Raw genomic sequence first — 24561 nt, forward strand, 5'->3', positions numbered from 1 at the left:
TTTCTCCTTTTTCCGTTAGCCCATCACGCCAGGCACGACGACATATGCTCGGCACACCAACCCGCCTACTTACGTAAGTTTATGTTTAACCCTGGTAAATTGCAATCAAGATTACCGTTAGATTTGTGGGGTCGAGAGGGCGCGGTGCGGGGAGTGGCAACAGCAGTGTCTAACCTGCGAAAACCCGCTTGGTAATGTACCCAAGCGCTTCCTCCACCTGATCAACAAGAATGAGGCATAGCTCGCCCGCTTTCAGGCTGGCAAAGGCGGTATCGATGGCCATGAACTCGCCGCGAATTTCCTTGACGTCCCGCGTGCGCTTCGCATTCTCCAGACCTTGCCGCAACAGGCCAAGCACTTCTCCATCGGCGCGGCCACGCTGGCATTGATCCTGATAAAGCACCACCTCGTCGAAGGCGTCGCCAAGAATCTCGGTTTGCTGACGGATATCTTCGTCGCGACGGTCTCCCGCGCCGCTAATGACGACCGAGCGTCGCTTGGCTGGCATGCTATCGATGGCATGCACAAGTGCCCGGATGGCATCGGCATTGTGGCCATAGTCGGCAATGAGTGTGGCACCACGGTGACTGAAGAGATTGAAACGGCCTGGTGCGGTTTGCATGTTGCTGACAAAAGCGGCCAAACCGGCACGGATAACCTCCCAATCCAGCCCAAGCGCCCAACCTGCCCCCGCGGCAGCCATCGCATTATCGATCTGGAATGCAATAGTGCCATTCTGCGTGACAGGAACCCCACCCAGCGGGATCCGGTGTTCGGCATCGGCGTCCGAAGCAACAATCGAATCACCCTCGAGATAGATGACACGCTTGCCTTGTGCCCGGTGTTTGATAATTACCGGATTTTCGGGATTGCGGGCAAAAAACGTCACTGAGCCAGGGCAATGGGCTGCCATGCCAGCCACCAGAGGATCGGCTGCGTTGAGTACGGCGATGCCTGTACCCGGTGTCACGTTTTGCACAATGACTCTTTTGACAGCGGTCAAATCCTCCACCGTATTGATATACGAGAGACCCAGGTGATCGCCCATGCCGATGTTGGTCACCACTGCCACATTGCAGCGATCGAACCCCAGTCCCTCGCGCAATAGACCACCACGCGCTGTCTCGAATACTGCAGCATCAACGTCAGGATGGAGCAGCACTTTTTTTGCGCTCTTCGGGCCGCTGCAATCGCCGGTATCGATACGCTGACCATCGATGTAAACACCGTCGGTACTGGTCATGCCAACACGCAGGCCTTGATAATCCAGGATATTGGCGATCATGCGAACGGTGGTGGTCTTTCCGTTGGTACCACTCACGGCAACAACCGGGATGCGTGCATCATCGCCATCCTTGAACATGTTGGCGATGATTGCTTCTCCCACCGCGCGTGCCTTGCCGTACGAAGGCTGCAAATGCATACGAAGACCCGGGGCAGCATTAATCTCGATGACGGCGCCTTGTTCTTCCAGCGGATTCGACACACTATTGCAAACAACATCGATGCCGCAGATGTCCAGACCGATCATTTGCGCGGCGGCTTCCACGCGCGCGGCAAGCTCGGGATGAACATCATCCGTCACATCGGTAGCCGTTCCGCCAGTCGAAAGATTGGCGTTATTCCGGAGGAAAACGCGAGTGCCCTCAGGCGGCACGGATTCCGCCGACAGGCCCTTGGTGGCAAGGTGGGCAAGCGCAATTTCATCGAGGTGGATTTTTGTCAGCAAGTTCGCGTGACCCTCGCCGCGTCGCGGATCACTATTGAGCTGTTCCACCAACTGTCCAATACTGTGCGTGCCATCACCCATAACTTCGGGCGGGTCGCGCCGCGCAGCCGCTATCAGTTTATTGCCGACAACGAGCATCCGATAGTCGTGACCCGGAATATAACGCTCCACCAGTACCTCGCCGCTAATTTCCGCCGCTATCGCGTAGGCCGCTTGCACCTGCTCCCGGCTGGTAAGATTCACACCTACGCCCTTTCCCTGATTGCCATCCTGCGGCTTGACGACCACCGCCCCCCCGATCTCGCAAGCGGCGCTCCAGGCATCCTCCGCATTCCTTACAGGCCGGCCAGAGGGAACAGGAATACCGGCGGCGCTGAGCAGCGTCCGGGTCAACTCCTTATCCTGCGCAACCGACTCGGCCACGGCCCCCGTCAGACCGGTTTCAGCGGCTTGGATACGCCGCTGCTTACTGCCCCAGCCAAATTGCACCATACTCCCGTCGGTCAAACGGCGAAAGGGGATGCCGCGTGCGACAGCGGCGCTGACAATTGCGCCCGTGCTCGGCCCGAGGCGTATTTCTTCGTTCAGTGCGCGCAAACGGCCCACCGCATCGCCCAAGTCGAAGGCAGTATCCTCGGCCGCCGCACGGCACAGGATTTGTGAGAGTTCGGCGGCGAGTCTGCCTACCGCCTCTTCGCTGTACTCGACAACTACCTGATAAATGCCGGTTTCCAGCGTCTCCATGGTGTGGCTAAAAGTCACCGGGCACCCGGCTTGCACTTGCAGGCCAAGCATGCCGCGTTCGAATGCATGCGCCATGGTCAAAGTGCCATGATAGGCTGGCCGGAGCAGATCGACTTCCGGAAATCGCTCCCGCAGCCGATCCAGAAATCCCGGTAGTCCGCCAGGATGGCACCCGGTTTCGCTGCAGGAAACAATGGCTTCTATCGCCGTATGGCGGCTCCACAAATTGGGCCCGCGCAATGCGCGGATGCGTGATACTTTCATTAACAGCTCTCCTGTTTTATTCATTCGGAAGTATTGATTCTGCAGCAAGTATTTTTCTGTCTTGAATGCCAGAAAAATTTTCAATTCCGCTACGTATGAGAGCAGGCGGGATTCCCAGCGCCCAGGCGGCGCCTACTGCAGCCAGTACATTCTCGATCTCGGGCGTTGCCTGTCCCCCTTGCGTAACGGGTATGTCAGCCAGCTTGGCCAGCGTTATTTCACTGGACCCGGTAACGAGCAGAATGTTGCCGTCACGAGTGATCACAGCCCGGTTGCTCTGTACATGCCCCACACTTTCCGTGCCACTTGTGCGATGCGTGGCGATGACTGGCAGCTCAGCGTCAAGGCTGAAGTAAATCACCTCACCGTTACACAGCGCAGCCATCTCGACAAGCATCGGCTCCCTGGCATTCAGTATCGCCGCACCGGACGGCAGCACTACGTCCACCTGAGTGCGCAGCACATCGAAAACTTGTTTGGGTGTCGCGATATCGTGGCGGCCATAATGGCGGCTTACATCAACATTGGTAATGATGCCGACTCGACACCAATCATAAGCCAGACCCTCACCCAGAATACTGTCGCCGCCGTTCTCAAAAACCGCCGCTTCGATTGAACGATTCATCAGAATATTGTTGACCGACTTCCAATTGGCGTGATCGCCCTTATGAACCTGCCTCGAGCCGAAATAAAATCCGTCGCCGCAAGCAAGCCCCGTATGCTGCCCTGTAAGCGCAAGCAACTGTGCGACAAGATGCGCTACGGTAGTTTTACCGTAACTGCCGGTGATTCCTACAACCGGAATACGGCCATCGTTATCATCTGGAAAGAGATGATTGACGATGGCTTTGCCCACCGGGCGAGGGGTACCCACGGCGGGTTTAATGTGCATCAGCAGGCCGGGGCCGGCGTTGACTTCGACAATGGCCCCACCTTGGCCGGCGAGTGGCTGCGAGATATCCCTGGCAACAAGATCAATGCCGGCAATATCCAGTCCAACAATACGGGCTGCGAGTGAGGCGGCGGCGGCAATACTCGAATGCACCTCGTCAGTGACGTCGAAAGCATGATTGCCGTTACGCTGAATCAGGATTTCGAGTCCGGCGGGCGGTATCGAGTCAATGGTAAAGCCTTGACGGGCGATCTCCATTATGGTTACGCCATCTATGCTGATCAGGTTGAGCGGATGATCCTCGGTTGCTCCACGGCGCGGATCGGAATTGATCTGGTGAGCGATCAACTCGCGGATGGTTGACTTGCCATCGCCGGTAACCGACACCGAGTCGCCCCGGTTCGCGGCGACAAGCCGGCCACCAACGACCAGCAAGCGATGTTCGGTGCCCGGAACAAAGCGTTCAACCAGAACACCGCTACCTTGCGCCAAGGCTGCATGATAGGCCGGCTCGATCTCTTCGCGCGTAGTCAGTTCAATAAAGACTCCGCGCCCGTGGTTTCCGTCACAGGGTTTGATGACGACCGGCAAACCGATGTCCTGCGCCGCCTCCCAGGCATCTTCGGCGCCATTGACGAGGCGGCCTTCAGGAACGGGAACCCCGCAGGAGCGGAGCAACGACTTGGTCAGATCCTTATCGCGCGAGATGCTTTCCGCAATCGCCGGGGTACGGTCGGTTTCGGCTGTCCAGATGCGCTGGCTGCGCGCACCATAGCCGAGCTGCACCAGATTGCCCTTGGCGAGGAGGCGGATGAAAGGAATGTTGCGGTTGGTGGCGGCCTCCACGATACATGCGGTTGATGGCCCAAGCCAGAGCGAATCGACCATATCGCGCAAGCGCTCGATGGTCTCCTTGACATCATAGGTAGGCTCGTTGCCGGCCGGCTGGTGCTCCATGGCAGCCAGCACCAGCTCACGAGCCGCGAATAAGGCATTGCGCGCAATACCCTCATGCCAGGCGCTTACGGTAACCTTGTAAACACCGCGCCGCGAAGTTTCACGAGCCCTGCCGAAACCGCCGGACATACCCGCCAAGTTTTGCAATTCGAGCGTCACGTGTTCGAGAATGTGGCCTGGCCAAGTACCTTCCTTGAGCCGGCGGAGGAAGCCACCTCGTTCTCCATAGCTGCAGCGGTGTTCGATCAGCGAGGGAAGCCAGGAAGACAAACGTTCATAAAACCCTGGAATGGTATCGGATGGAAAATCTTCGAGCTTACCGATATCGACGATTGCCTCAAGGGCCGGACGGCAGGTCCAGATATTGGGCCCATTCAAATGCCGTATCTCGAGAAATTTAATATCCCATTTATCAACATGGTCAGTATGCGTACGCTTCTTATTCGGTTGGACCAGCATAGAATTGCGCAAGACGTGGATGGAAACTGGATTAAACGCGGTTCGCATGAAATGGTTTACAGCTTCAGTAAATTAATCCTGCGATACATCGATGGGTCCTGAAAAAATTCCGGATGATCATTCATATTGAATTCTTCCAGCCGTGCTTGGGACAGGCTGTCATTCGACAGCCTGTCCGGTTTGCAGAATTGATTTATTGTTGGCTAATGCGACCCTCGTGCCGCATATCGTTTTGACAAGCTCAACTTCACCATCTTGCTGGCCCAAATGCTGTCGAGAAAATTTGAATATTCCCTGGTGATATGGTTGCTTGCAGTTTATAAAGACTCAGGGATGACTTGGATGCAGTACGCAAGCCAGCAGGTAAACAACGATCTAAGCATGCGTCATGCCAGCTCACTTTACTCTTATAAAACAATCGACTGACTAAAATGGCTTTATGAGATCAGGGTAAGAGTGTCGTCATTTATTGACACGGAATTATCAAGCCAATATCAACTAATTGAATTTTAAAGAATATTTTTTGTCTCCGGATGGAGACAGAGCGATAATCGATCAAACAGGCGTTAGCAAAAGGACCAGATCGTGGTTCTTTCAAGCAATCCGGCCACCATCAATTATCGCCAGTTATGAGATTGGAATGCGACGGGCTGCTAGAGGAACCGATCCAGAAGCTTGCGGCTGTGAGAATCGAGTGCAAAACGATCTCGTATGAGGAACTGAATGCCGTGACTGTCCGCAATCAACAATGCCGGTGGGGTGAGGCGGCGAATATCTTCCTCGCCTTTGAGAACAAAGGATGTGCTGCCCCGATCCGTTTCCACCCGCCAGGTACTCGGCGTGACGAAACTCGATACGTCATTAATACACTTGATTTCGGGAATGAACTCGCGGCTGGCCAGGTCGGCCTCGACCAGCATACGCAGTCCATCCGGCAAATCGCTCAACCGGTCGATCCACGCCACCTCATGACCATGCTGACCGATCAGTGCAATGCCATAATCCGGGGCAGTGATCGGGAATGCGCGCACGGGAATGATCCCCTCGTGCGTCTCGCCATCCATTTCGGTAAGCACCAGCCGCCCGAAGGCATTCCGGCTTAGCTGGTAGTCAGGCTTATCGATCATTCGCGTCCATCCTCGGTTTTGCGATCAACATCCGGTCTGCGCAGGTCGTCCTCGGTATCGACGTTGCGTGCCTGCGCCTGGTAAAGGCTGTAATAATGACCTTCCTGCGCCATCAGCTGGGCATGATTGCCAGTCTCGATGACGCTGCCACGGTCCAGCACGATCAGCCGGTTGGCATCGCGCAAGGTGGAAAGACGATGAGCGATGGCGATAGTTGTACGTCCACGCACGAGATTTTCGAGTGCTCTCTGGATTTCTTTTTCGGTGGTGGTATCGACTGAGGAAGTGGCCTCATCAAGAATCAGAATACGGGGATCAATAAGTAGCGCACGGGCGATGGATATGCGCTGCCGTTCACCTCCGGAAAGAGCCTGTCCGCGCTCACCGACCAGAGAGTCGTAGCCATGTGGCAGACGCAGGATGAACTCATGGGCATGGGCGGCACGAGCCGCGGCAACAACTTCCTCCCGCTTCGCATCCGGTTTACCGTAAGCAATGTTCTCGGCGATCGTTCCAAAAAACAGGAAAGGTTCCTGAAGCACCAGGCCGATGTGCTTTCGGTATTCGGCGACCGGCAGCGAACGGATGTCCACTCCATCCAGCAAAATTGCGCCTTCGGTGACATCATAGAAACGGCAGATCAGGTTGACAAGTGTGCTCTTGCCCGAGCCGCTGTGCCCCACAAGGCCGATCATTTCGCCTGGCTCGATGGTGATGCTGATGTCTTGCGTCACGCTACGGGTACCATAACGGAATCCGACGCCACATAGCTCGATACGTCCGTTGACGACAGGCAGATGCAGGGGGTGTGCAGGCTCAGGAACACTGGAAACGTGATCGAGGATTTCGAAGATGCGTTTGGTGCCGGCCGCCGCTTTCTGCGTGAATGAGACAATGCGGCTCATCGAATCGAGGCGCAGATAGAAACGGCTGATATAAGCAAGAAAGGCCGTCAGCACGCCAACCGTAATCTCGTCTTTCGATACCTGCCAGATACCAAATACCCACACCACGAGCAACCCGACTTCGGTCAGCAGGGTCACGGTGGGCGTGAACAACGACCACACTTTGTTCACCCGATCATTGATCTCCCGATTACGGTCGTTCGCTGCGCGAAAACGCGCCGCCTCGCGCTTCTCCTGCGCAAATGCCTTGACTACGCGTATGCCGGGGATGGTGTCGGCAAGCACGCTGGTGACTTCGGCCCAGACACGGTCAACCTTTTCAAATCCGTTGCGTAATCTATCGCGTACCAGATGGATCAGCCAGGCGATGATTGGCAGCGGCATCAGGGTTACCAGTGCGAGCCAGGGGTCGATCGAAACCAGGATGATAATCGTCATTCCGATCATCAGCACGTCGGTAGCAAAATCCAGCAAATGCAGCGACAGAAAGATGTTGAGGCGATCGGTCTCCGAGCCAATGCGCGCCATCAGATCGCCAGTGCGCTTTCCGCCGAAATAGGCGTGCGAGAGTTTGAGGAGGTGTTCGTAGGTGGCCGTGCGCAGATCGGCGCCGATGCGTTCGGAAACCCGCGCCAGCATGTAGGTTCGCGCCCAGCCCAGCCCCCACGCCATAATTGCGGCGCCGAGAAGACCGGTGAGATAAAACACGACAAGACCGGTATCGATCGGCTTGCCGTTCTGATAGGGAATCAGCACGTTATCCATCAGCGGCATGGTCATGTAGGGAGGTACCAGCGTCGCCGCCGTACTGCCCAGTGTCAGCAAAAAACCCGTAAGCAACTGCCATTTATAGGGTTTGGCAAAACGCCACAAACGAAACAGGGTCCAGGTCGAGGGCGGCCTATGTATTTCCGTTCTGCACGCCATGCACGCTTCGTCCCCTGGCAAGAGCGGAGCATCGAGTATCCGCTGGCATTTGGGGCATACACTATCCACGGATGGCTGCGGCGGCTCCCCGGTAAGCTGGTAATCCAGTTGCTCCGTAAAGTGTTCGATCAGGCGCCCGGCCAGAGTGTCGCCACCGAGGGTGTAGCGCCAGCAGGCAAATCGTGAATCCGCGTCGACAAGTTCGAGGCTACCAACGCCGGAATAATCATGATGAATCAGCTTCAGCCCAGGCTGGTAAACCCACTTCTGCCAAGCCGCACCTTCCTGATTCGTGCCTGGACTCGCCAATAGGCGCCGATTGGTCACAACCACCAACCCGGAAGCAAAATGAAGTTGCGCATCAAGATCGGTTTCCAGCCAGGCAAGCACCTTTTCTTCAGCGAAAAGCTGCGACTCAACCTGCGCAGCCCAGGCGGAAGGCAGCGTTGGCGACACAACGCGGGACAAGGCGCTGACGGAGGAAATAGAAGGAGACTCAAGGTCTGTCATCGTTGAAATTGACTGCTCATTTCAAAATCACGCTTGCGAACCGGTAAACAATTGCGCTGCATGCATTCATCGCACGCTCAAGCCGTTAAGAGTGATCTTCATGCAACTAAATACCGGGCATGGTATACCTTTGTCGGAGCATGTGAGTGTATTTGCATTCACATCCTCAAGCTTTACTTGACGGTGGCGTTCTTGTTCCCAGGATAGCGCCAGCCGTCACGGCCCCCAACCCTGCCAACGCGAGTAAGGAGAGCGGTTCGCCGAGAAGAGGTACGGCGGCGAGCGCCGATATGACAGGTACAAAGGCCATCAGCAACGCGACCGTTTGGGAGCCAAGGCGATGCACCGCAAAAGTGTAGAACAGCATCGCGATGAAGACCACCAGCACGCCCTGATATATTGCCTGAAGGGCGATTTCACCAGCGGGCGCCTGCCCAAGTGTACTGGGAAGAAACAACCACCAGACTGGCAGGTAAACGACGGCGCTACCCAATGTGGTGGCTACCGTCGCGGCAAGCGGCTGTATCGGATAGCGACCCAGCAGCAGGGTAAATATCGCCCACGAGGATGAGCCACAGAGAAAAAGGAGATCACCAAGAATCTGCGGACGAGTGAGTTGCGGACCGCGCGTGAATGAATCGGCTGCTGTCAATACGATACCGGCAAAAACAATGGCAAGCGCAATGCGTTGCCGCCCTAATGGTTTTTGCCCAAGCCATAGCCATGCAATGATGGCTGTCTCGAAAGGCAATGCGCCGGGCAACAGCACCGAAGCATGTGCAGCGGGCGTCATGCGAAAGGCCGCGTAAACGACAATCGCATATCCAATGCCGCCAAACAACGTAAACAGCATGATCACCTTGAGTGGCGGCAGTATTATTCGTGGTAGAAAGAAGACCGCGATCAGCGCGCCAACCCCAAAACGCAGCGACGTGATATCCCAGCTGGTAAGGGTGCCGATACCGCCATGACGCGTGACAAGAATGAAGCCAGTCCAGATGCATATAGTGACGAAAACCGCCATCCAGCCGCTTTGGGAATGTAACGCCGTATTCATGTATGCCGGCACGCAAGGACCTGAAATTTAAAAACCATGACGGGGATGAGGTTCCGGGATCACGGTGCTTTTGCAGGACTTTATCGAGAATAACAATCTATGCCGCTGGGGCAAACCCAAATCCGGATAAGTCCGCAAGACGAAGCGCAAGCAAAAAAAAGTCATCACGACATGTATTGCACACTCCGCTCCACTCAACTGCCGGACTTAGGATGACAGGTAAGGAATATTTGCTGAAAATGGGATAAAGGGGACGTGGCGGCTTGGCAATAAATATAGACTTGCAGGAATATCCCCTTAAGCCGGTATCATCCCTTGTCCGGCTCCCCGCTCCGCTTGCCTGATATTTTCGAGGGCTGCCTCGATGATATGGCGCGGTACGCCAATATTCATGCGCATGAAGCCACTGCCTGTTTCGCCGAACAGTGTTCCGGGACTCATGCCCACGCCGGCTTCATGCACGAAGAAATGCCTCAATTGCGCATCATTTATTCCCAATCGGGCAGTCAGCGCACGGCAATCAAGCCATAGCAGGTAGGTGCCCTCCGATTCGATAAGCCGGATGTCCGGGAGATGGATGGCCAGATACTCCGCTACGAAATCCCGCGTTTGCCGGATATAGATCAGCAACTCATCCAGCCATGCCTCGCCGTCCCGGTAGGCGGCCTCGAACGCGACAATACTGAATGGATTGGATGCGCTGACGTGCATGGTATCGAACACTTGGGCAAGTGCATTGCGATTCTCTGCATCAGGCACGATCAGAGCGGAAAGATTCAAGCCGGGGATATTGAACGTCTTGCTGGGTGCGACGGCGGTTACAATATTCACGCTGTTTTCGGCCGATGCCTCTGCCAGCACGGAAAGTACATGGTGTTTATTTCCCGAATAGATCAGATCAGCATGGATCTCATCCGAGAATATCACCAGATCGTGCTTCTTCGCTATCCGCAGAATGTGTTCCAGCTCCCGCTTATTCCACACCCTGCCGACCGGATTATGCGGCGAACATAGCAATAGCAGGCTTGCTTCCGCCGCACATTGCTCCAGATGGTCAAAATCCATGGTGTAACGGTTGTTCCCCAGGCGCAATGGATTATGTACCAGTCGTCTGCCGGTACCGGTGACGGCCCAGAAAAAGGGAAAATACACGGGTGGTTGCACGATGACCGGCTCGCCCGCCTCGGCAAAAGCCATAACAGCGGCATACAGCGATGGGACCACACCTGGACACATCACGATCCACTCGCGCCGCACGTCCCAGCCATGGCGGCGCCTCAACCAGTCCATCAACGATTCGTACAGACTCTCCGGATAAACGGTATAGCCATACACCGGATGCGCAGCGCGTTTCGCAAGCGCCTGGGTCACAGCCGGCGGCGCGGCAAAGTCCATATCCGCTACCCATAGCGGAATGACCTCCGCTGCGCCAAACATGCTTTGCCGACCGTCATATTTGAGACTGGCGGTACCGGTGCGATCAATGTCGCGGTTGAAATCATGGCGGGAAACATCATTGCCACTCAAGCAATTCTCTCCCACATCGTCATTTCCGAGAGCGTGTGCTGGAATTTCCGCCGGGTTTCACGGATAACAAATGGCACTTCCTGCGGGCCTTGAATCAGCTTGAAATGATTGCCGAGAATTTCTTTCAGGCCATCCAGAGTACTGAAGCTTTCGCCGTCCCGCTTGAATCCGCCAATCCATGCTTCCTTTTTTGTATGCTCCTCCAGCCACGTATAAGGCGAGGCAATCATCAGCAATCCCCCCAGGTTAAGCCTTGTATGAATAGTCGAGAGGAGTTTGGCCGGATCATAAAGACGATCGATCAGATTGGCCGCGAGGATCAAGTCAAAGCCGCTGAAAAGGGTTTTGAGATTACAGGCATCGCCCTGGTAAAACCTTACTTTATGCTTGACAGCATCCAGGCCAAGACCCGTCAGGGTACGCTCCTTATAAAAAACGAGATCACCCTCATCCGTCAGCGTATAGCGCAGCACGCCCTGCCCCGCAAGCTGGACGCCCTGGCCGATGAAACGGGCAGAGAAGTCGATGCCGGTCACATCGTCGAAATGCCGCGCCAGTTCGAAAGTGGCCCGTCCGGAAGCACACCCAAGATCGAGCGCCTTATGAGCCGGCTTGTCCCCCATGGCGGCGATCGCCAGTTCAGCCAACGCCTTCGGAAAGTTGGGAACCCCAAAATATTCATCCCCATAATGAAACTCGGCATACTCCGAAAGCAGTTTATCGGTTTCGTAGTGAGAGTCCTGCTGAACGGCGGGCGCGTCGGCCACCACGTAGCGAAACCCGGTATGCTGAAAGAAATGACGGCGAAAGGCATAACGCGCACTCTTGAGCGACTCGTTGCCACATGAGATCCATGAGCCTCCCTTCATGAGGTTATGCCGCCCATCGAATGTGGGTGTGGTGAAATCGTCGTAATGCGGATGAATGTCAAAGCCCTCGAAGGGATAAATCGGCGTTTCGGTCCATTGCCAGACGTTGCCGGCCACATCATAGAATTCTCCTTGCGGAAATTCATTGACGGGATGGCTGGAGGCAGAGTAGTCGAGATGAATATTGGCGGCTGCCGGCTCCGTGTGCGGGATCTCCGACAACCCGGCTACGTCATAAAGCCGATACCATTCATCTTCTGTCGGCAATCTGAACGGCTGACCGGTTGCGGCGGCTTTCCAGTTGCAAAAGGCCTTGGCCTCATGATAGTTCACCTCCACCGGCCAGTCCCAGGGCATGGGTATTTCTTCGGTCATCAAGCGCAGCCGCCACTCGCTGCCATGTCTGATCCAGAAAGTAGGGTAGCCCGCGCAAGTATGCCGTTGCCACGCACGGCCTTCTTCTTCCCAGCAACTTTCCATGCCATAGCCATTGGCCTCGACGAAAGCCAGAAACTCCTGATTGCTCACCAGGTATTTTCCAGCCTGGAATGCCGCAACTTCCGCTATATGACGGCCATATTCATTGTCCCATCCGTAGACAGGATCGGCCTTGCTTTTGCCCAGCGAAACCACACCCGCCGGCACATGGATCAACTGATTTTGTGGTGCTGGGCCGGATTTGCGGCAAGGTTCCCATGCGGGATGTGGCTTGACGTATTCAAGTGCGTGCTGCCGGATGAGGACCGAAGAAGTTTCCAGATGAATACGCTCGTGCTCGATCCCCATCAGAATGGTCCACCAGGGATTATCCCAGCCAATCGGCAAAGTCAGCGGCACTTCGCTGATGAGCCGGTCGACGGTGCTGCGAATGGTGTTGCGATAGATACGCACTTCATCAACAGACGGCCAGTCGTAATGAGCAGTGTTCAGATCATCCCAGCTCATCTCATCGACCCCGACCGCGAACATCGATTCCAGTCTGGGGTTGATTCTCTCCGTAATCAGGCCCGCGAGCAGCAATTTATTGGCAAAGAAGGTTGCCGTGTGACCGAGGTAGAAAATCAGCGGATGCCGCAACGATATCGGTTTCCTGAAATAGGCTTCATCGCCATGCAGCATTTCGAAAAGCTGCTCGTAACGATCCAGTGTGGCATGAAAATAGGCACGTATCTCCTCACGCTTTGCGGCGACATCCCCACCGGATAGCATGGGACTTCGTTGGAAAAGCAATTTTGGCATAGAGCGCATAGGACTAATTTTCAGACTTTTTGAAAGCAGGTTGGACAGGCATTATAACTTTTCGTGCGTTCAAATTCACATTCAATCCAAGTACAAGCTGTCTCAATAAAAAAAGTAACCGGCGGAGTCTGACCGGAGAACATATTGCCTCAAATTATGGGTAACTAGATTTGGAGGCCATAGCTACCGGAATCATGGACTTATGCGGTGTATTAGACCAGCCCGAAGCGACTAAGCAGGCATTGTCTGTCAGATTCGATTGCGGTGACGGAAGTGAGCTCCATAATTTCCTTCGCACCGCATTCTATCGCCCCCGCAACCAAAACCGCCTTCACCCGTTCTGAGCCATGATGGCGCGCTCATTGGCTAGTTTCTAGCGCACCGGCGCGCGAGATAATCAACTGCGCTGTTCAATGTCAGGAGTTCTACATAATCTTTCTCGGGAATATCGACGCCGAGTATTTCATGCAGTCGTATGATGACATTCAGAAAATCGAAAGAATCGATATCGATCTGCTCGCGCAGCGGCCGATCTGGCGCGATCGTGGCCGGCTCCACCTCTGGCGCAATAGCGCCCAGGACATCGAAGATAACGGCTCTGATTTCCTCATGAGTGCGCGCGGTCATTGCAATTGCTCCGGTTTCTGCAACAGCCTGTCGAGCGCGGCAAGAAACAGTCCGCCGCGGTGGCCATCGCTGGCGCGATGATCAGCCGAAAGTGTGGCAGTGGCAATTTTTCGCACAACGACCGCGCCATTTTCGATCCAAGGCCGCTCGGTCACCTTACCCAAGCCAATAATTGCGACCTGCGGCGGATAAATTACGCCGAACACGCCTTTGACGCCCTGTTCGCCCAGGCTGGTAAAGGTTATGGTAGGATCGCTCAATTCGGAACTGCGTAGCCGGCCGCTACGCACGCGGGTTATCAGATCGCGCAGATCGGACATCAATTCATCCAGCCTCTTTTTGTCCGCATCGTGAATCGCGGGTGCAACCAGACCGCCTCCCCGCATTGCAATTGCCATGCCGAGATGCACCGTCGAGGATGACTGGAACTTACCGTCAACCCAGAACCCGTTCAGCTCCGGCACTTCATGCAAAGCGAGCGCAACCGCTTTCATGAATGGAACAACGGGCAGCAGGCGCTCTGTCACGCTGCGTTTGAGATTTTCTGCATCAAGCCAGCCCGTGACGGCAGTCACATCGATATCGGTCGCGAGATAATAGTGAGGAATCTCGCGCTTCGAGCGCGACATTGCCGCAGCGATGGCACTCCTCATTTTAGCCTGCCAACCTGCTCCCTTCTCCTTGGGAGCGGGCTTCCTTACCTGAGCCGCAAGCTCCACGTCCTCGCGGGAGACCACTCCGCCGGGCTCCGCCGGTCGTACCGATGCGATATCGACACCCAGTTCTTCGGCGAGCTTGCGTGCCGACGGCGAGACCCGGACACGGGTTTCACCTTCGGCTGAAGCAGCGGCAGAAACGGGCGCCATTCGACTTGTTGGCAGTTCGACAGTGGGGTGGCCAGGTCCCGCCTCAACATGAGGAATTTCGGGTTTCCCAAATGTCTGTGCAGTTTTGGCTACACTCTCATCCGGGGCGCGAACGAATGCGAGAATTTCCCCTACAGGTACTTTGCTGCCTGTTTCCACCACAAGTTTGTCAACAATCCCCGACTCCCAGATCTCGACGTCGACCGCGCCCTTCTGGGTTTCGACCACTGCGGCAACCTGTCCGCGCTTCACTGGATCACCGGGCTTTATAAGCCAATCGACAAGTATGCCTGCCTCCATATCGGCGCCGAGCGAGGGCATACGAAATTCATACATGGCGGTTTACCGTGCGTAACGCCGCTTCAAAAATCGTATCAACCTGCGGAATGGCGGCTTGTTCAAGATGCCGTGCATAGGGAATTGGCACTTCCGCACTGCACACGCGCGCGACGGGTGCATCAAGTTCATAGAATGCTTCCTCCATCACCCGTGCCATGATTTCAGCCGCCAAACTGCCGCTCTTCCATCCTTCGTCGACGATTACCATGCGATGCGTCTTCTTAAGCGATGCAAGCACCGTCACCATGTCCAGCGGACGCAACGTGCGCAAATCGATCACTTCAGCGGCCACGCCGTTCGCCATAAGCCGTTCCGCCGCCTGTAGAGTCTTGTAAAGGCATCCACCATAAGTGACAAGCGTGAGATCGCCGCCTGGGCGGCGCACGGCCGCATGATCAATATCGACAGGCCCGGCATCCGGCGCGAGCTCACCCTCGAGATTATATAGCAGCGTATTTTCAAACATTACAACGGGATCCGGGTCCATGAGCGCCGTCCATAACATGCCGCGCGCGTCCGCCAGCGTCGCCGGCGCCACAACCCGGACGCCAGGAATGTGCGCATAAAGTCCTTCAAAACTGTGCGAATGTTGCGCCGCGAGCTGCCTGCCAGCACCGGTGGTCATGCGTATTACCAGCGGAATGCTGAACTGTCCACCCGACATATGGCGGAGGGTAGCCGCATTATTGAGAATCTGATCGAGCGCCAGCAGACTGAAGTTGCATGTCATGATTTCAACGATCGGCAGCATGCCGTTCAGGGCAGCGCCGATGCCGGCGCCAACGAATGCCGACTCCGACAGCGGCGCATCGCGTATGCGCTCCTCACCGAACTCCTGAAGCAAGCCTTTGCTCACCGCATACGTGCCGCCGTAGCGGCCGACATCCTCGCCCATCAGAAATACACGCGGATCGCGCTGCATCGCATCGCGCAGCGCCATTCGCAGCGCTTCACGATAAGTGATGCCACTTACGGCAGTGGCAGTCGCGTTGCTCGTCATGACGACCGGGGTACCGTGTACACGTCGCGTGCAAGCACCTCGACCGGCTCCCATGTGCCCGCCTCGGCAAATTCAACCGCCTGTGCGATTTCCTGCGTGACTTCTTCCTCGATCAATTCCACGTCAGCCGGCGACAACCATTTCTCGTGCATTGCGCGAACGGTAAATCCCGCAATCGGACAGCGCTGCTTCCAGCGATCGACTTCGTCCTTGCTACGGTAAAGCTCGGGGTCGAACATCGAATGCGCTCGAAAACGATAGGTGCGAAATTCGATAAAATAGGGGCCGTTGCCGCCGCGCACAAACTGCGCCGCTTCATCCGTTGCTTCCAATACCGCGAGTACGTCCATGCCATCGACACTTTTTCCCGGCACCCGATAGCTCGCTGCTTTTTCCACGAGATTGGTATTAGCCTCGGACCGCTCAAGCGCGGTGCCCATTGCGTAATAATTATTTTCGCACAGGAACAGTACCGGAACTTTCCACAAGGAAGCCAGATTCATCGATTCATGAAACTCACCCTCGGCGATGGAGCCCTCGCCGAAGAAACAGGCGGCGAGCCCTGTATGATGCTGCATTTTTTGCGCAAGCGCATAGCCGGTTGCCAGCGGAAATTCGCCTCCGACAATCGCATTGCCACCATAAAATTTTCTCGCGGCAGCGAATAAATGCATGGATCCGCCCCGTCCGTGCGAGCAGCCTTCGACTTTTCCGTACATCTCCGCCATGATCTCCCGGGCGGGAATGCCGCGTGCCAGCGCATGCCCGTGTTCCCGGTACGTGGCAAATATGGCGTCTTCCGGCCGCAATGCCCGCATGGCCCCCGTAGCGACGGCCTCTTCGCCGATATACAGATGCAAAAAACCGCGGATTTTTCCTGCGCTGTATAATACTGCCGACTTTTCCTCAAAGCGGCGGATCCGCACCATTCCATGAAGTAGCGCACGGGCGAGCTTTGCATCAGGCATCACGCACCGCTCTCCAGTGTCGAGATGTCACCTTCGGGCAGCCCGAGTTCGCGCGCCTTGAGTAGCCTGCGCATGATCTTGCCGCTGCGCGTTTTAGGAAGGCTTTCAACAAAATCGATTTCCTTGGGAGCGACTGCCGCGCCAAGTCGCTTGCGCGCGAAGCCGAGCAGTTCGCGCCGTAATGCCTCACTTGCCACATAGCAGGGTTTAAGCGCAATAAATGCTTTGACTGTTTCAAGCTGCATCGGATCCGGCTTGCCGATGACACCCGCTTCGGCCACCGCCGGATGCTCCATCAACGCGCTTTCGACTTCGAACGGACCAATCAGATGGCCCGAGGATTTGATCACGTCATCGGCGCGTCCGACGAACCAATAGTAGCCATCTTGGTCACACTTCGCGAGATCTCCGGTCAGGTACCACCCGTCAGCAAAACACTTGCGGTAGCGCTCATCATCGTTGAGATAGCCGCGAAACATTGACGGCCAGCCGCGCTTCAGCGCGAGTTCGCCTTGGACATCCGGCGCCGTGATGATCTCAATGGCCTCTCCTCCGCAGCGTTTGACAATCGCAGCCTTGATGCCCGGAAGCGGCTTACCCATGGAACCTGGCTTGATATTCATCGCCGCATAGTTGGCGATCATGATGCCACCTGTTTCCGTTTGCCACCAGTTGTCATGGATTGGAAGTCCGAATGCATCCAGTCCCCACTGAACAGCTTGCGGATTCAATGGCTCGCCCACGCTTGCGATAAAGCGGAGTTGGGGAAATTCATGTTGGCGCACAGACTCTGCACCCCCCTTCATCATCATGCGTACGGCGGTCGGCGCCGTATACCACACGCTGATCTTTTGTTCCGCCAGAATGGAATACCAGCGCTCCGCATCGAAATCTCCCTCGTCCACGATGCTGGTGATACCGTTGGTGAGCGGCGAAATGATCCCATACGAGGTGCCGGTGACCCAGCCCGGATCGGCCGTGCACCAGAAAATGTCCTCGGCATGAAAATCGAGCGCGAGCCTGCCGGTCATGTCATGCGCAACCACAGCGCCGTGTACGTGAACGGCCCCCTTGGGCTTGCCCGTGGTACCGCTCGTGAAATGCAACAGCGCCGGGTCTCCGGGCGAGGTAGGCCCGATTACAAAGGCTGTACTCGCGTCTCGCAGCAACCCGGCAAGATCGAGTGTGCCAGGTATGCTATCCGGGATTTCGCTGTCATGCACCAGCAGTACATGCTTCAACTGCGGCAACCGCTCACGCAAGCCGGCAATCTTTTTCTGGTACAGGCTTGCTGTCGTCACTAGTACGCTGCCGGCGCCCAGCGTCAGCCGTGTTTGTATCGGCTCGGGCCCGAATGCCGAAAACAAAGGGCTCGCTACGCAACGCTGCTTGAGCGTCCCCAGCACAGCAATATAGAGTTCCGGAATGCGTCCAGCCAGCACGAATACACGTTCACCCGGCTGAACCCCAATCCCGGCGAGCACATTCGCAAAGCGGTTGGTTTGTTCTTCAAGCTCTTGGTAGCTGAAATCCTGCCTGGCACCGTTCCTGCCCAACCAGCGGAGCGCCAGATGTTGCCCCTGTGACCCCTTCGCGTGACGCGTGACCGCTTCATGAGCAATATTGATGCTATGGCCATCGGCCAGCCCAGCCAGTGTCTGTGCCGCAGCTTCCCAGGTAAATTCGCGATAGGTCCGCGCGTAATCGCTCATATTCGGCGCCACGCGGAAGCTGGTCAACGGCTTGGTAATGATGTTTGCTGTCATACGAGGCGGTTTTCCATTGGATGGCAGCGGCAGAAGGCCAAGGGGCCTGATGGAAATTTCAGGCTGTTTGATTCAGTCTAATCACAGACTGCCTGAACGTCAACCTGACTCGCGACTGCTTTTTATGTCGATTCCTGAAGTTCCTATACTGGTCGAGGTGGAGCCATAGTCCTATTCTGCATGGATGTATGTCGATTTCCGCCAATCACAATACAAATGATTCAAACGTGTCACGAGGAGACAGTCGAGTTTCAGCTCCAAAGCTGTCATTCACGCATATGTGACAGACCGAATCCTGGCTGACAAAAACTTCCTCTTCCGCATGCTATGTCAATCAGCGCGGAATTTTGATCAGTTTCAGCTGCAATCTGCTGATGTAACAATTTTTTATACGATTTGAGCATGGTCAGAATTCAACGCTGTTATGGAGTGGTCAAATTTGCTGCTCATTTACACGTCTGTGAATAAAAACTTGAACTTATTGAGATAATGCGTATCCTAATTAAGTCTTTTGGATTCAAGCTGTAGAATATGATACCTCTGGTTGACTCTTTTTCCTTGATATTCGATGGCCGCATACGGATCACCGTAAGCGTAAATTCATTTTTAAGGAAATAGCATGGCAACAGGTATTGTAAAGTGGTTCAACGACGCCAAAGGTTTTGGCTTTATTACACCGGATGGCGGTGGGGAAGATTTGTTTGCACACTTCTCTGCGATCAACAGTGACGGTTTCAAGTCGTTGCGCGAAACCCAGCGTGTCACTTTCGACGTGACGACCGGGCCCAAGGGTCTGCAGGCATCGAATATCAAGCCTGAATAAAATCGAGCAGAAGCAATCCGAGAACCCCGGCCAGTCCGGGGTTTTTTATGCGCGGAGAAATCAATCTAAATCCGGCAGTTAAACGGGGCGGAGTGTGCGGTCTTTGAAATGCAAGACAAGGTGCACGACGCGGAAGGGTGCGACCGCGCGGGATGTCAACACCGATTTTTTTCAAATCCGACAGACTGCCAGTGTAGTTGGACTCATTGAAGCCATTCCGAGTCTCATTGTTTATCACCCCCTCTAATTGAAACAATGTCCATGAATCACACAGCTGATAGATTAGCAACCAATTACCGCATACCTGTTGCTGCTACAACGGCTTGCTCACTTTCATGATTCCCTGATTTTCCTCGCTGGTTTTGATGGTGAATCCAAGGCGATTCATAAGTTTGAGCATTTTGTGATTGCTGTTCAATACCTCGCCCTCAATCATCTTGAGTCCCTGTGTACGAGCAGCTTCCATCAGCGAAACCATGAGCTTTTGCCCCAACCCTTTTCCTGTAACGTTGTCGGCCACCACCAGTGCAAATCTGCAGGAAACCCCATCCGGATTAATGGCGTAACGGGCGACCCCCAATGCGACTTCCGTGTCTTGTTCCCGAGTCACGGCAATCAAGGCCATCTCTCTGCTGTAATCAATTTGTGTGAGCGATGCCAGCATGGTTTCAGGGAGTTCCTGCATGACGTTCATGAAGCGGAAGTATTTTGATTCCTCGGATAGCTCGCGCAAGAATCTTTGATCCAGCTCTGCATCTTCCGGACGTATCGGGCGGATAGTGATATTGGTGCCATTGGCAAGTTGCCACTGCCTGACCAGATGGGCAGGGTAGGGACAGATGGCCATGTGCGCATAGCGGTCAATACTCGGCGGACGATATTCCACGATTACGCGCGCATCAGCAGCCAATGCGCCGTTCTCATCAAGAATGAGCGGATTGATATCCATCTCTTTAAGCAGTGAAAGTTCGCAGGCCATCTCCGAGACGCGCAGCAATACATCCTCCAACGCCTCGATGTTTGCCGGAGCCATTTGACGGAATGCACCCAGCATCCTGAAAACAGGGGCCTCCCCAATCAGCTCTCTTGCGAGGAATCTGTTCAACGGTGGCAAGGCGACTGCGCGAAGGCCCATGATTTCGACTGCGGTCCCGCCCGAGCCGAAAGTAATCACTGGCCCGAATGCCGGATCACTAGTCACGCCTATCATCAGCTCACGCCCATTCGGCTTGACGATCATCGCTTCCACAGAAATACCGTCCAGATGCGCATCAGGATAATTGCGCCGTACGGTATCCTGAATGTGCTGGTAGGCGGCGCGAACTTCATGCGCATCATTTAAATTGAGCATTACCCCCCCCACATCGCTCTTGTGGGTAATATCATGCGAATTGACCTTCATTGCTACAGGAAACCCCAACTGCTGTGCAATCAGGAGCGCCTCGTTGGGCGAGCGGGCGATCATGGTTTTAGCGACAGGAATATGGAAAGCCGACAACAAGGCCTTGGATTCCATTTCCGTCAACACCTTGCGGTGTTCCTGCATGGCTCCCTCGATGATCAGCCGCGCACCTTCCACATCCGGCGCGACATGGTGGGAGAATGAGCCGGGCATTTGACGCAGTAATCGTTGATTACGGTAGTAGGTGGAAAGATGGGAGAATACCTCCACCGCCGGCTCAGGGGTACGGAAGCAGGGAATCCGGGCTTTGGCGAAGGCATCCCGCGCTGCCGCGACCTGCGTTTCACCCATCCAGCAGGCCAATAGCGGTTTGCAGCCATTGCCGGAAAGCGCGATCAGAACCTGCGCGGACTCCAGCGGCCGGGACATTGCCTGCGGCGTGAGTATGGCCAGCACCCCATCCACATTTTCATCTTCCAGACAAGCTTTGACAGCGTGATGGTAGCGATCTGCCTGAGCATCGCCAATAATATCCACCGGATTGTCGTGCGGCCAATTCGGCGGCAGATATTGATTGAGATACTCAACCGTGACATCCGACAACGCCGCCATGGGAAGCCCCAGGTCAGCGGCACGGTCAGTCGCCATTACACCTGGGCCGCCGCCATTCGTGACAATAGCAAGCCGGTTGCCGACGGGACAGAATCCGCATGATAGTGCCTTGGCCGCAGTGAAGAGCTGTGTGATGGTCTGTACACGCACCGCGCCTACCCGGCTGACTGCTGCGTTGAACACATCATCCGCACCCACCAGCGATGCGGTATGTGATAGCGCCGCCTTGGCGGCCGCCGCATGGCGGCCGACCTTGACCAGAATCACCGGTTTGCTGCGTGCAGCGGCCCGCAGCGCACTCATAAAACTGCGTGCGTTGCGAATGCCCTCAATGTACATCAAGATGCTGTGAGTGCGGGCGTCGGACACCAGATAATCAAGAATCTCGCCAAAATCCACATCCGTCGATGACCCCATCGACACGATGCTGGAAAACCCCACGCCATTGCTTTGCGCCCAATCCAGAATCGCGGTACACAACGCGCCGGATTGGGAGACAAACGCGATGTTGCCGCTATTCGCGCCACCCCGGTTGAACGTGGCATTTAGCCCGATAGGGGGGCGCATGATACCCAGGCAGTTCGGACCAATTAAACGAACCCCATAAGAGCGGGCGGTTGCCAGCAATTCCTCCTCCAACACCGCACCGCCATAACCGCCTGCACCCAAGCCGGCAGTAATAATAATCGCCGCTTTCACACCCTGGATGCCGCAACTTTCGATAATGCCCAGCACCGTCTGTGGCGGCGTTGCAATGACTACCAGCTCAACCGGCTCGCTAATTTCCGCAATCGAAGCGTAGGCGCGCTTGCCCTGTACTTCGGGGTGTTTCGGGTTGATCGGGTAAAGTGTGCCCTGAAAACCACTTCTCAACATATTTTCAAACACAACCTGGCCGACCGAATCGGGTCTGTCACTTGCACCGAATACGGCAACAGACTTGGGGGTAAAAAGGGAATTAAGGTAGTGTTTACTCATGATTTATAAACTGTTCCCATTCAGGCAGATGAGTCTCCGAATAAAGTTTTCTCAACAAATCCAGGGATGCCTCCAGATTGGAGGCCGCTTCTGAACTGAGCGGTTCCCCCAGTTCGAAACGCTCGCCCCGAACCTCGAGAAGATAAGCGGGAGGCGGATTGCCGTAAAGCTCCCGGTAAGTATGCAACACCGCCATAGGGGTCATGGCGTGGGAGGTGTAATTCGTATCCTTTCGCGCATGCAGGCGCGTAAAGGCGTAAGGTGCCGTACATGAGACGCTGGCATCAATGAACAATACCTTCTCGCGGTTTTTCAGATCGAGCGCATGCTCCACCTGGAGCTGGAAGTCGGTGAGAAATTCGACATGCGGGAGCTTAAGCGTCTCCAGATACTCCAGCAGCAGGGGTCCAAGCGCATCGTCGCCCCGGCTGGGGTTGCCGTAGCCGAAGATCAGCAGCGGCAGCGGAGCCGTCAAGTTCGATACCGTCCGTCGGAATCCTTGACCAGGCGCTGTATCATTGCGCCTTCCACATCCATCAGTTCCACCTCCAGCGGCATTTTGCCGACGGCATGGGTAGCGCAGGAAAGACAGGGATCGAATGCACGGATCGCCACTTCGATGTAATTGAGCAGGCCCTCGGTGAGTTGCTCGCCATCCAGATATTGCAGCGCCACCTGGCGTATCGCTTCGTTCATGGCCTGGTTATTGTGAGTGGTAGCAACGATCAGATTGGCGCGTACGATTTGCTCGTCCTCGTTGATGCGGTAGTGGTGGATCAGTGTGCCGCGCGGCGCCTCGATCACGCCTACGCCCCGCAACTGTCGCTCCCCGATGTTCACCAGATCATCGCTCAGCAGATCGTCGTCATGCAGCAACTCCTGTATGACTTCAGCGGCATGCAGCATCTCGATCATGCGCGCCCAATGAAAGGCCAGGGTAGCTTGGGTCGCGCTGCCCCCGCCAAATTCCTTGAAAACCTTGCGCTCCGCATCTGCCAGAGACGTCGGAATGAAGTCGCAATTATTGACCCGCGCCAGCGGCCCCACGCGGTACCAGCCTTTTTCCCTGCCATGCGAACGTATGAAGGGGAATTTCATGTAAGACCAGGATTTCACTTCTTCGTGAATGTAGTCCCAATAGTGGCTGTATTCCACATGATCAAAAATTGTCTCGCCATGTTCGTCCCTGGCACGCAAGCCGCCATGGTATAGATCCATGGCCCCATCCTCCCGCACCAGGCTCATGAAACTGGAGCGGTAGGAACCAAAGCCGTTATGAAAATCCGCGCGCGCGCTGTAGATAGTCTTGATCAGTTCCACGGCGTCCAGGCTTGACCGGATGACCTGATCTATCTCCTTCAACAGGTAATCGCGGTCATCCGGCGACAGATTCCTGCTCATTCCTCCGGGAATCACGCCCGTGCCATGTACCCGTTTGCCGCTGGTAAGCCGGATAACCTCCTGGCCATACCTGCGCAGTGCTACACCCTGCCTGGCGATATCGGGAAAATTCGCCGCGAGACCCGCGATGTTGCGCTTTGAGGCATTTGCATCAAAACCGAACAACAGATCTGGCGAAGAGAGATGAAAGAAATGCAGGGCATGGGATTGCAGTATCTGGCCCATATGCATAAGACGGCGAAGCTTGTCAGCAGCGGGAGGCGGCGTTCCACCCACAATCATGTCCATGGCTTTGGAAGCCGCCAGGTTATGACTCACCGGACAAATGCCGCAAAGGCGCTGGACAAGTACCGGTACTTCGGTAAAGGGGCGTCCCTGAATGAATTTTTCGAAGCCGCGGAATTCGACAATATGGAAGCGCGCCTGATGCACGCGATTATCGGCATCAAGCAGCAGCGTGACCTTACCGTGGCCCTCCACCCTGGTAACCGGCTCGATCACGACCCGCTTCAGCTTTTCAGGATGAGCGGCAGTTTCCAGTTCAAACGGCATGGGATGGCTCCGAAAGATGGA

The 24561-nt window shown here is 55.4% G+C and carries 16 protein-coding genes; 1 reads left to right on the plus strand and 15 read right to left on the minus strand.

The genetic code is table 11. From position 1 onward, the window contains the following. Nucleotides 1-169: 169 nt before the first annotated feature. The 12 genes from cphA to acsA all read right to left on the minus strand — a co-directional run bounded on the left by cphA (nucleotide 170) and on the right by acsA (nucleotide 18772). Nucleotides 170-2737 (minus strand): cyanophycin synthetase, encoded by a 2568-nt coding sequence (gene cphA, locus EBAPG3_RS14375; RefSeq protein WP_004174382.1) that lies wholly within the window; start codon nucleotides 2735-2737, stop codon nucleotides 170-172. Nucleotides 2738-2753: 16 nt separating this feature from the next. Next, nucleotides 2754-5045: a cyanophycin synthetase gene (locus EBAPG3_RS14380; RefSeq protein WP_004174384.1), complete on the minus strand. Its 2292-nt coding sequence runs from the start codon at nucleotides 5043-5045 to the stop codon at nucleotides 2754-2756. A 653-nt stretch (nucleotides 5046-5698) separates the two neighbouring features. Further along, the gene (locus EBAPG3_RS14385; RefSeq protein WP_004174388.1) at nucleotides 5699-6172 is read right to left on the minus strand and encodes a cyanophycin metabolism-associated DUF1854 family protein; all 474 of its coding nucleotides are present in this window, start codon (nucleotides 6170-6172) and stop codon (nucleotides 5699-5701) included. Beyond that, on the minus strand, nucleotides 6169-8514 hold the full coding sequence (locus tag EBAPG3_RS14390) for a cyanophycin metabolism-associated ABC transporter (RefSeq protein WP_081607215.1): 2346 nt from the start codon (nucleotides 8512-8514) through the stop codon (nucleotides 6169-6171). The genes EBAPG3_RS14385 and EBAPG3_RS14390 overlap by 4 nt, the downstream gene beginning before the upstream one ends. A gap of 166 nt (nucleotides 8515-8680) precedes the next feature. Further along, entirely contained in the window at nucleotides 8681-9571 is an 891-nt protein-coding gene (locus tag EBAPG3_RS14395; RefSeq protein WP_004174390.1) for a DMT family transporter, read from the minus strand. A 297-nt stretch (nucleotides 9572-9868) separates the two neighbouring features. Continuing rightward, nucleotides 9869-11098 carry a MalY/PatB family protein gene (locus tag EBAPG3_RS14400; protein WP_040851105.1) on the minus strand — a complete coding sequence of 410 codons (1230 nt, stop codon included), beginning with the start codon at nucleotides 11096-11098 and terminating at the stop codon, nucleotides 9869-9871. After that, nucleotides 11095-13176: a 5-histidylcysteine sulfoxide synthase gene (ovoA, locus tag EBAPG3_RS14405; protein ID WP_004174393.1), complete on the minus strand. Its 2082-nt coding sequence runs from the start codon at nucleotides 13174-13176 to the stop codon at nucleotides 11095-11097. The genes EBAPG3_RS14400 and ovoA overlap by 4 nt, the downstream gene beginning before the upstream one ends. A gap of 396 nt (nucleotides 13177-13572) precedes the next feature. Continuing rightward, nucleotides 13573-13833: an acyl carrier protein gene (locus EBAPG3_RS14410; protein ID WP_004174396.1), complete on the minus strand. Its 261-nt coding sequence runs from the start codon at nucleotides 13831-13833 to the stop codon at nucleotides 13573-13575. Continuing rightward, the gene (locus EBAPG3_RS14415) at nucleotides 13830-15035 is read right to left on the minus strand and encodes a dihydrolipoamide acetyltransferase family protein (RefSeq protein WP_004174398.1); all 1206 of its coding nucleotides are present in this window, start codon (nucleotides 15033-15035) and stop codon (nucleotides 13830-13832) included. The genes EBAPG3_RS14410 and EBAPG3_RS14415 overlap by 4 nt, the downstream gene beginning before the upstream one ends. Continuing rightward, the gene (locus EBAPG3_RS14420) at nucleotides 15028-16038 is read right to left on the minus strand and encodes an alpha-ketoacid dehydrogenase subunit beta (RefSeq protein ID WP_004174400.1); all 1011 of its coding nucleotides are present in this window, start codon (nucleotides 16036-16038) and stop codon (nucleotides 15028-15030) included. Before EBAPG3_RS14420 ends, EBAPG3_RS14415 begins: the two co-directional genes overlap by 8 nt. Then, nucleotides 16035-17006 carry a pyruvate dehydrogenase (acetyl-transferring) E1 component subunit alpha gene (gene pdhA, locus EBAPG3_RS14425; RefSeq protein ID WP_004174401.1) on the minus strand — a complete coding sequence of 324 codons (972 nt, stop codon included), beginning with the start codon at nucleotides 17004-17006 and terminating at the stop codon, nucleotides 16035-16037. Before pdhA ends, EBAPG3_RS14420 begins: the two co-directional genes overlap by 4 nt. Further along, the gene (gene acsA / locus EBAPG3_RS14430) at nucleotides 17006-18772 is read right to left on the minus strand and encodes an acetate--CoA ligase (RefSeq protein WP_004174402.1); all 1767 of its coding nucleotides are present in this window, start codon (nucleotides 18770-18772) and stop codon (nucleotides 17006-17008) included. Before acsA ends, pdhA begins: the two co-directional genes overlap by 1 nt. A 619-nt stretch (nucleotides 18773-19391) precedes the next feature. Between acsA and EBAPG3_RS14435 the strand changes: the two genes are divergently transcribed. After that, a complete protein-coding gene (locus EBAPG3_RS14435) occupies nucleotides 19392-19595 on the plus strand; it encodes a cold-shock protein (RefSeq protein WP_004174403.1) in 204 nt (67 codons plus the stop codon). 313 nt (nucleotides 19596-19908) lie between these two features. Here the strand turns inward: EBAPG3_RS14435 and EBAPG3_RS14440 are convergent, their stop codons facing one another. Genes EBAPG3_RS14440 through EBAPG3_RS14450 form a run of 3 tightly spaced genes read right to left on the minus strand, consistent with a single transcriptional unit; the run spans nucleotide 19909 to nucleotide 24540 of the window. Beyond that, nucleotides 19909-22587: a bifunctional acetate--CoA ligase family protein/GNAT family N-acetyltransferase gene (locus tag EBAPG3_RS14440; protein WP_004174404.1), complete on the minus strand. Its 2679-nt coding sequence runs from the start codon at nucleotides 22585-22587 to the stop codon at nucleotides 19909-19911. Beyond that, on the minus strand, nucleotides 22580-23062 hold the full coding sequence (locus tag EBAPG3_RS14445) for a hydrogenase maturation protease (RefSeq protein WP_040851109.1): 483 nt from the start codon (nucleotides 23060-23062) through the stop codon (nucleotides 22580-22582). Before EBAPG3_RS14445 ends, EBAPG3_RS14440 begins: the two co-directional genes overlap by 8 nt. Further along, nucleotides 23059-24540, minus strand: coding sequence for a Ni/Fe hydrogenase subunit alpha (locus EBAPG3_RS14450; RefSeq protein WP_004174406.1), 1482 nt, complete (start codon nucleotides 24538-24540; stop codon nucleotides 23059-23061). The genes EBAPG3_RS14445 and EBAPG3_RS14450 overlap by 4 nt, the downstream gene beginning before the upstream one ends. Nucleotides 24541-24561: the final 21 nt, after the last annotated feature.

Source organism: Nitrosospira lacus, assembly GCF_000355765.4.
Lineage (GTDB): Bacteria > Pseudomonadota > Gammaproteobacteria > Burkholderiales > Nitrosomonadaceae > Nitrosospira > Nitrosospira lacus.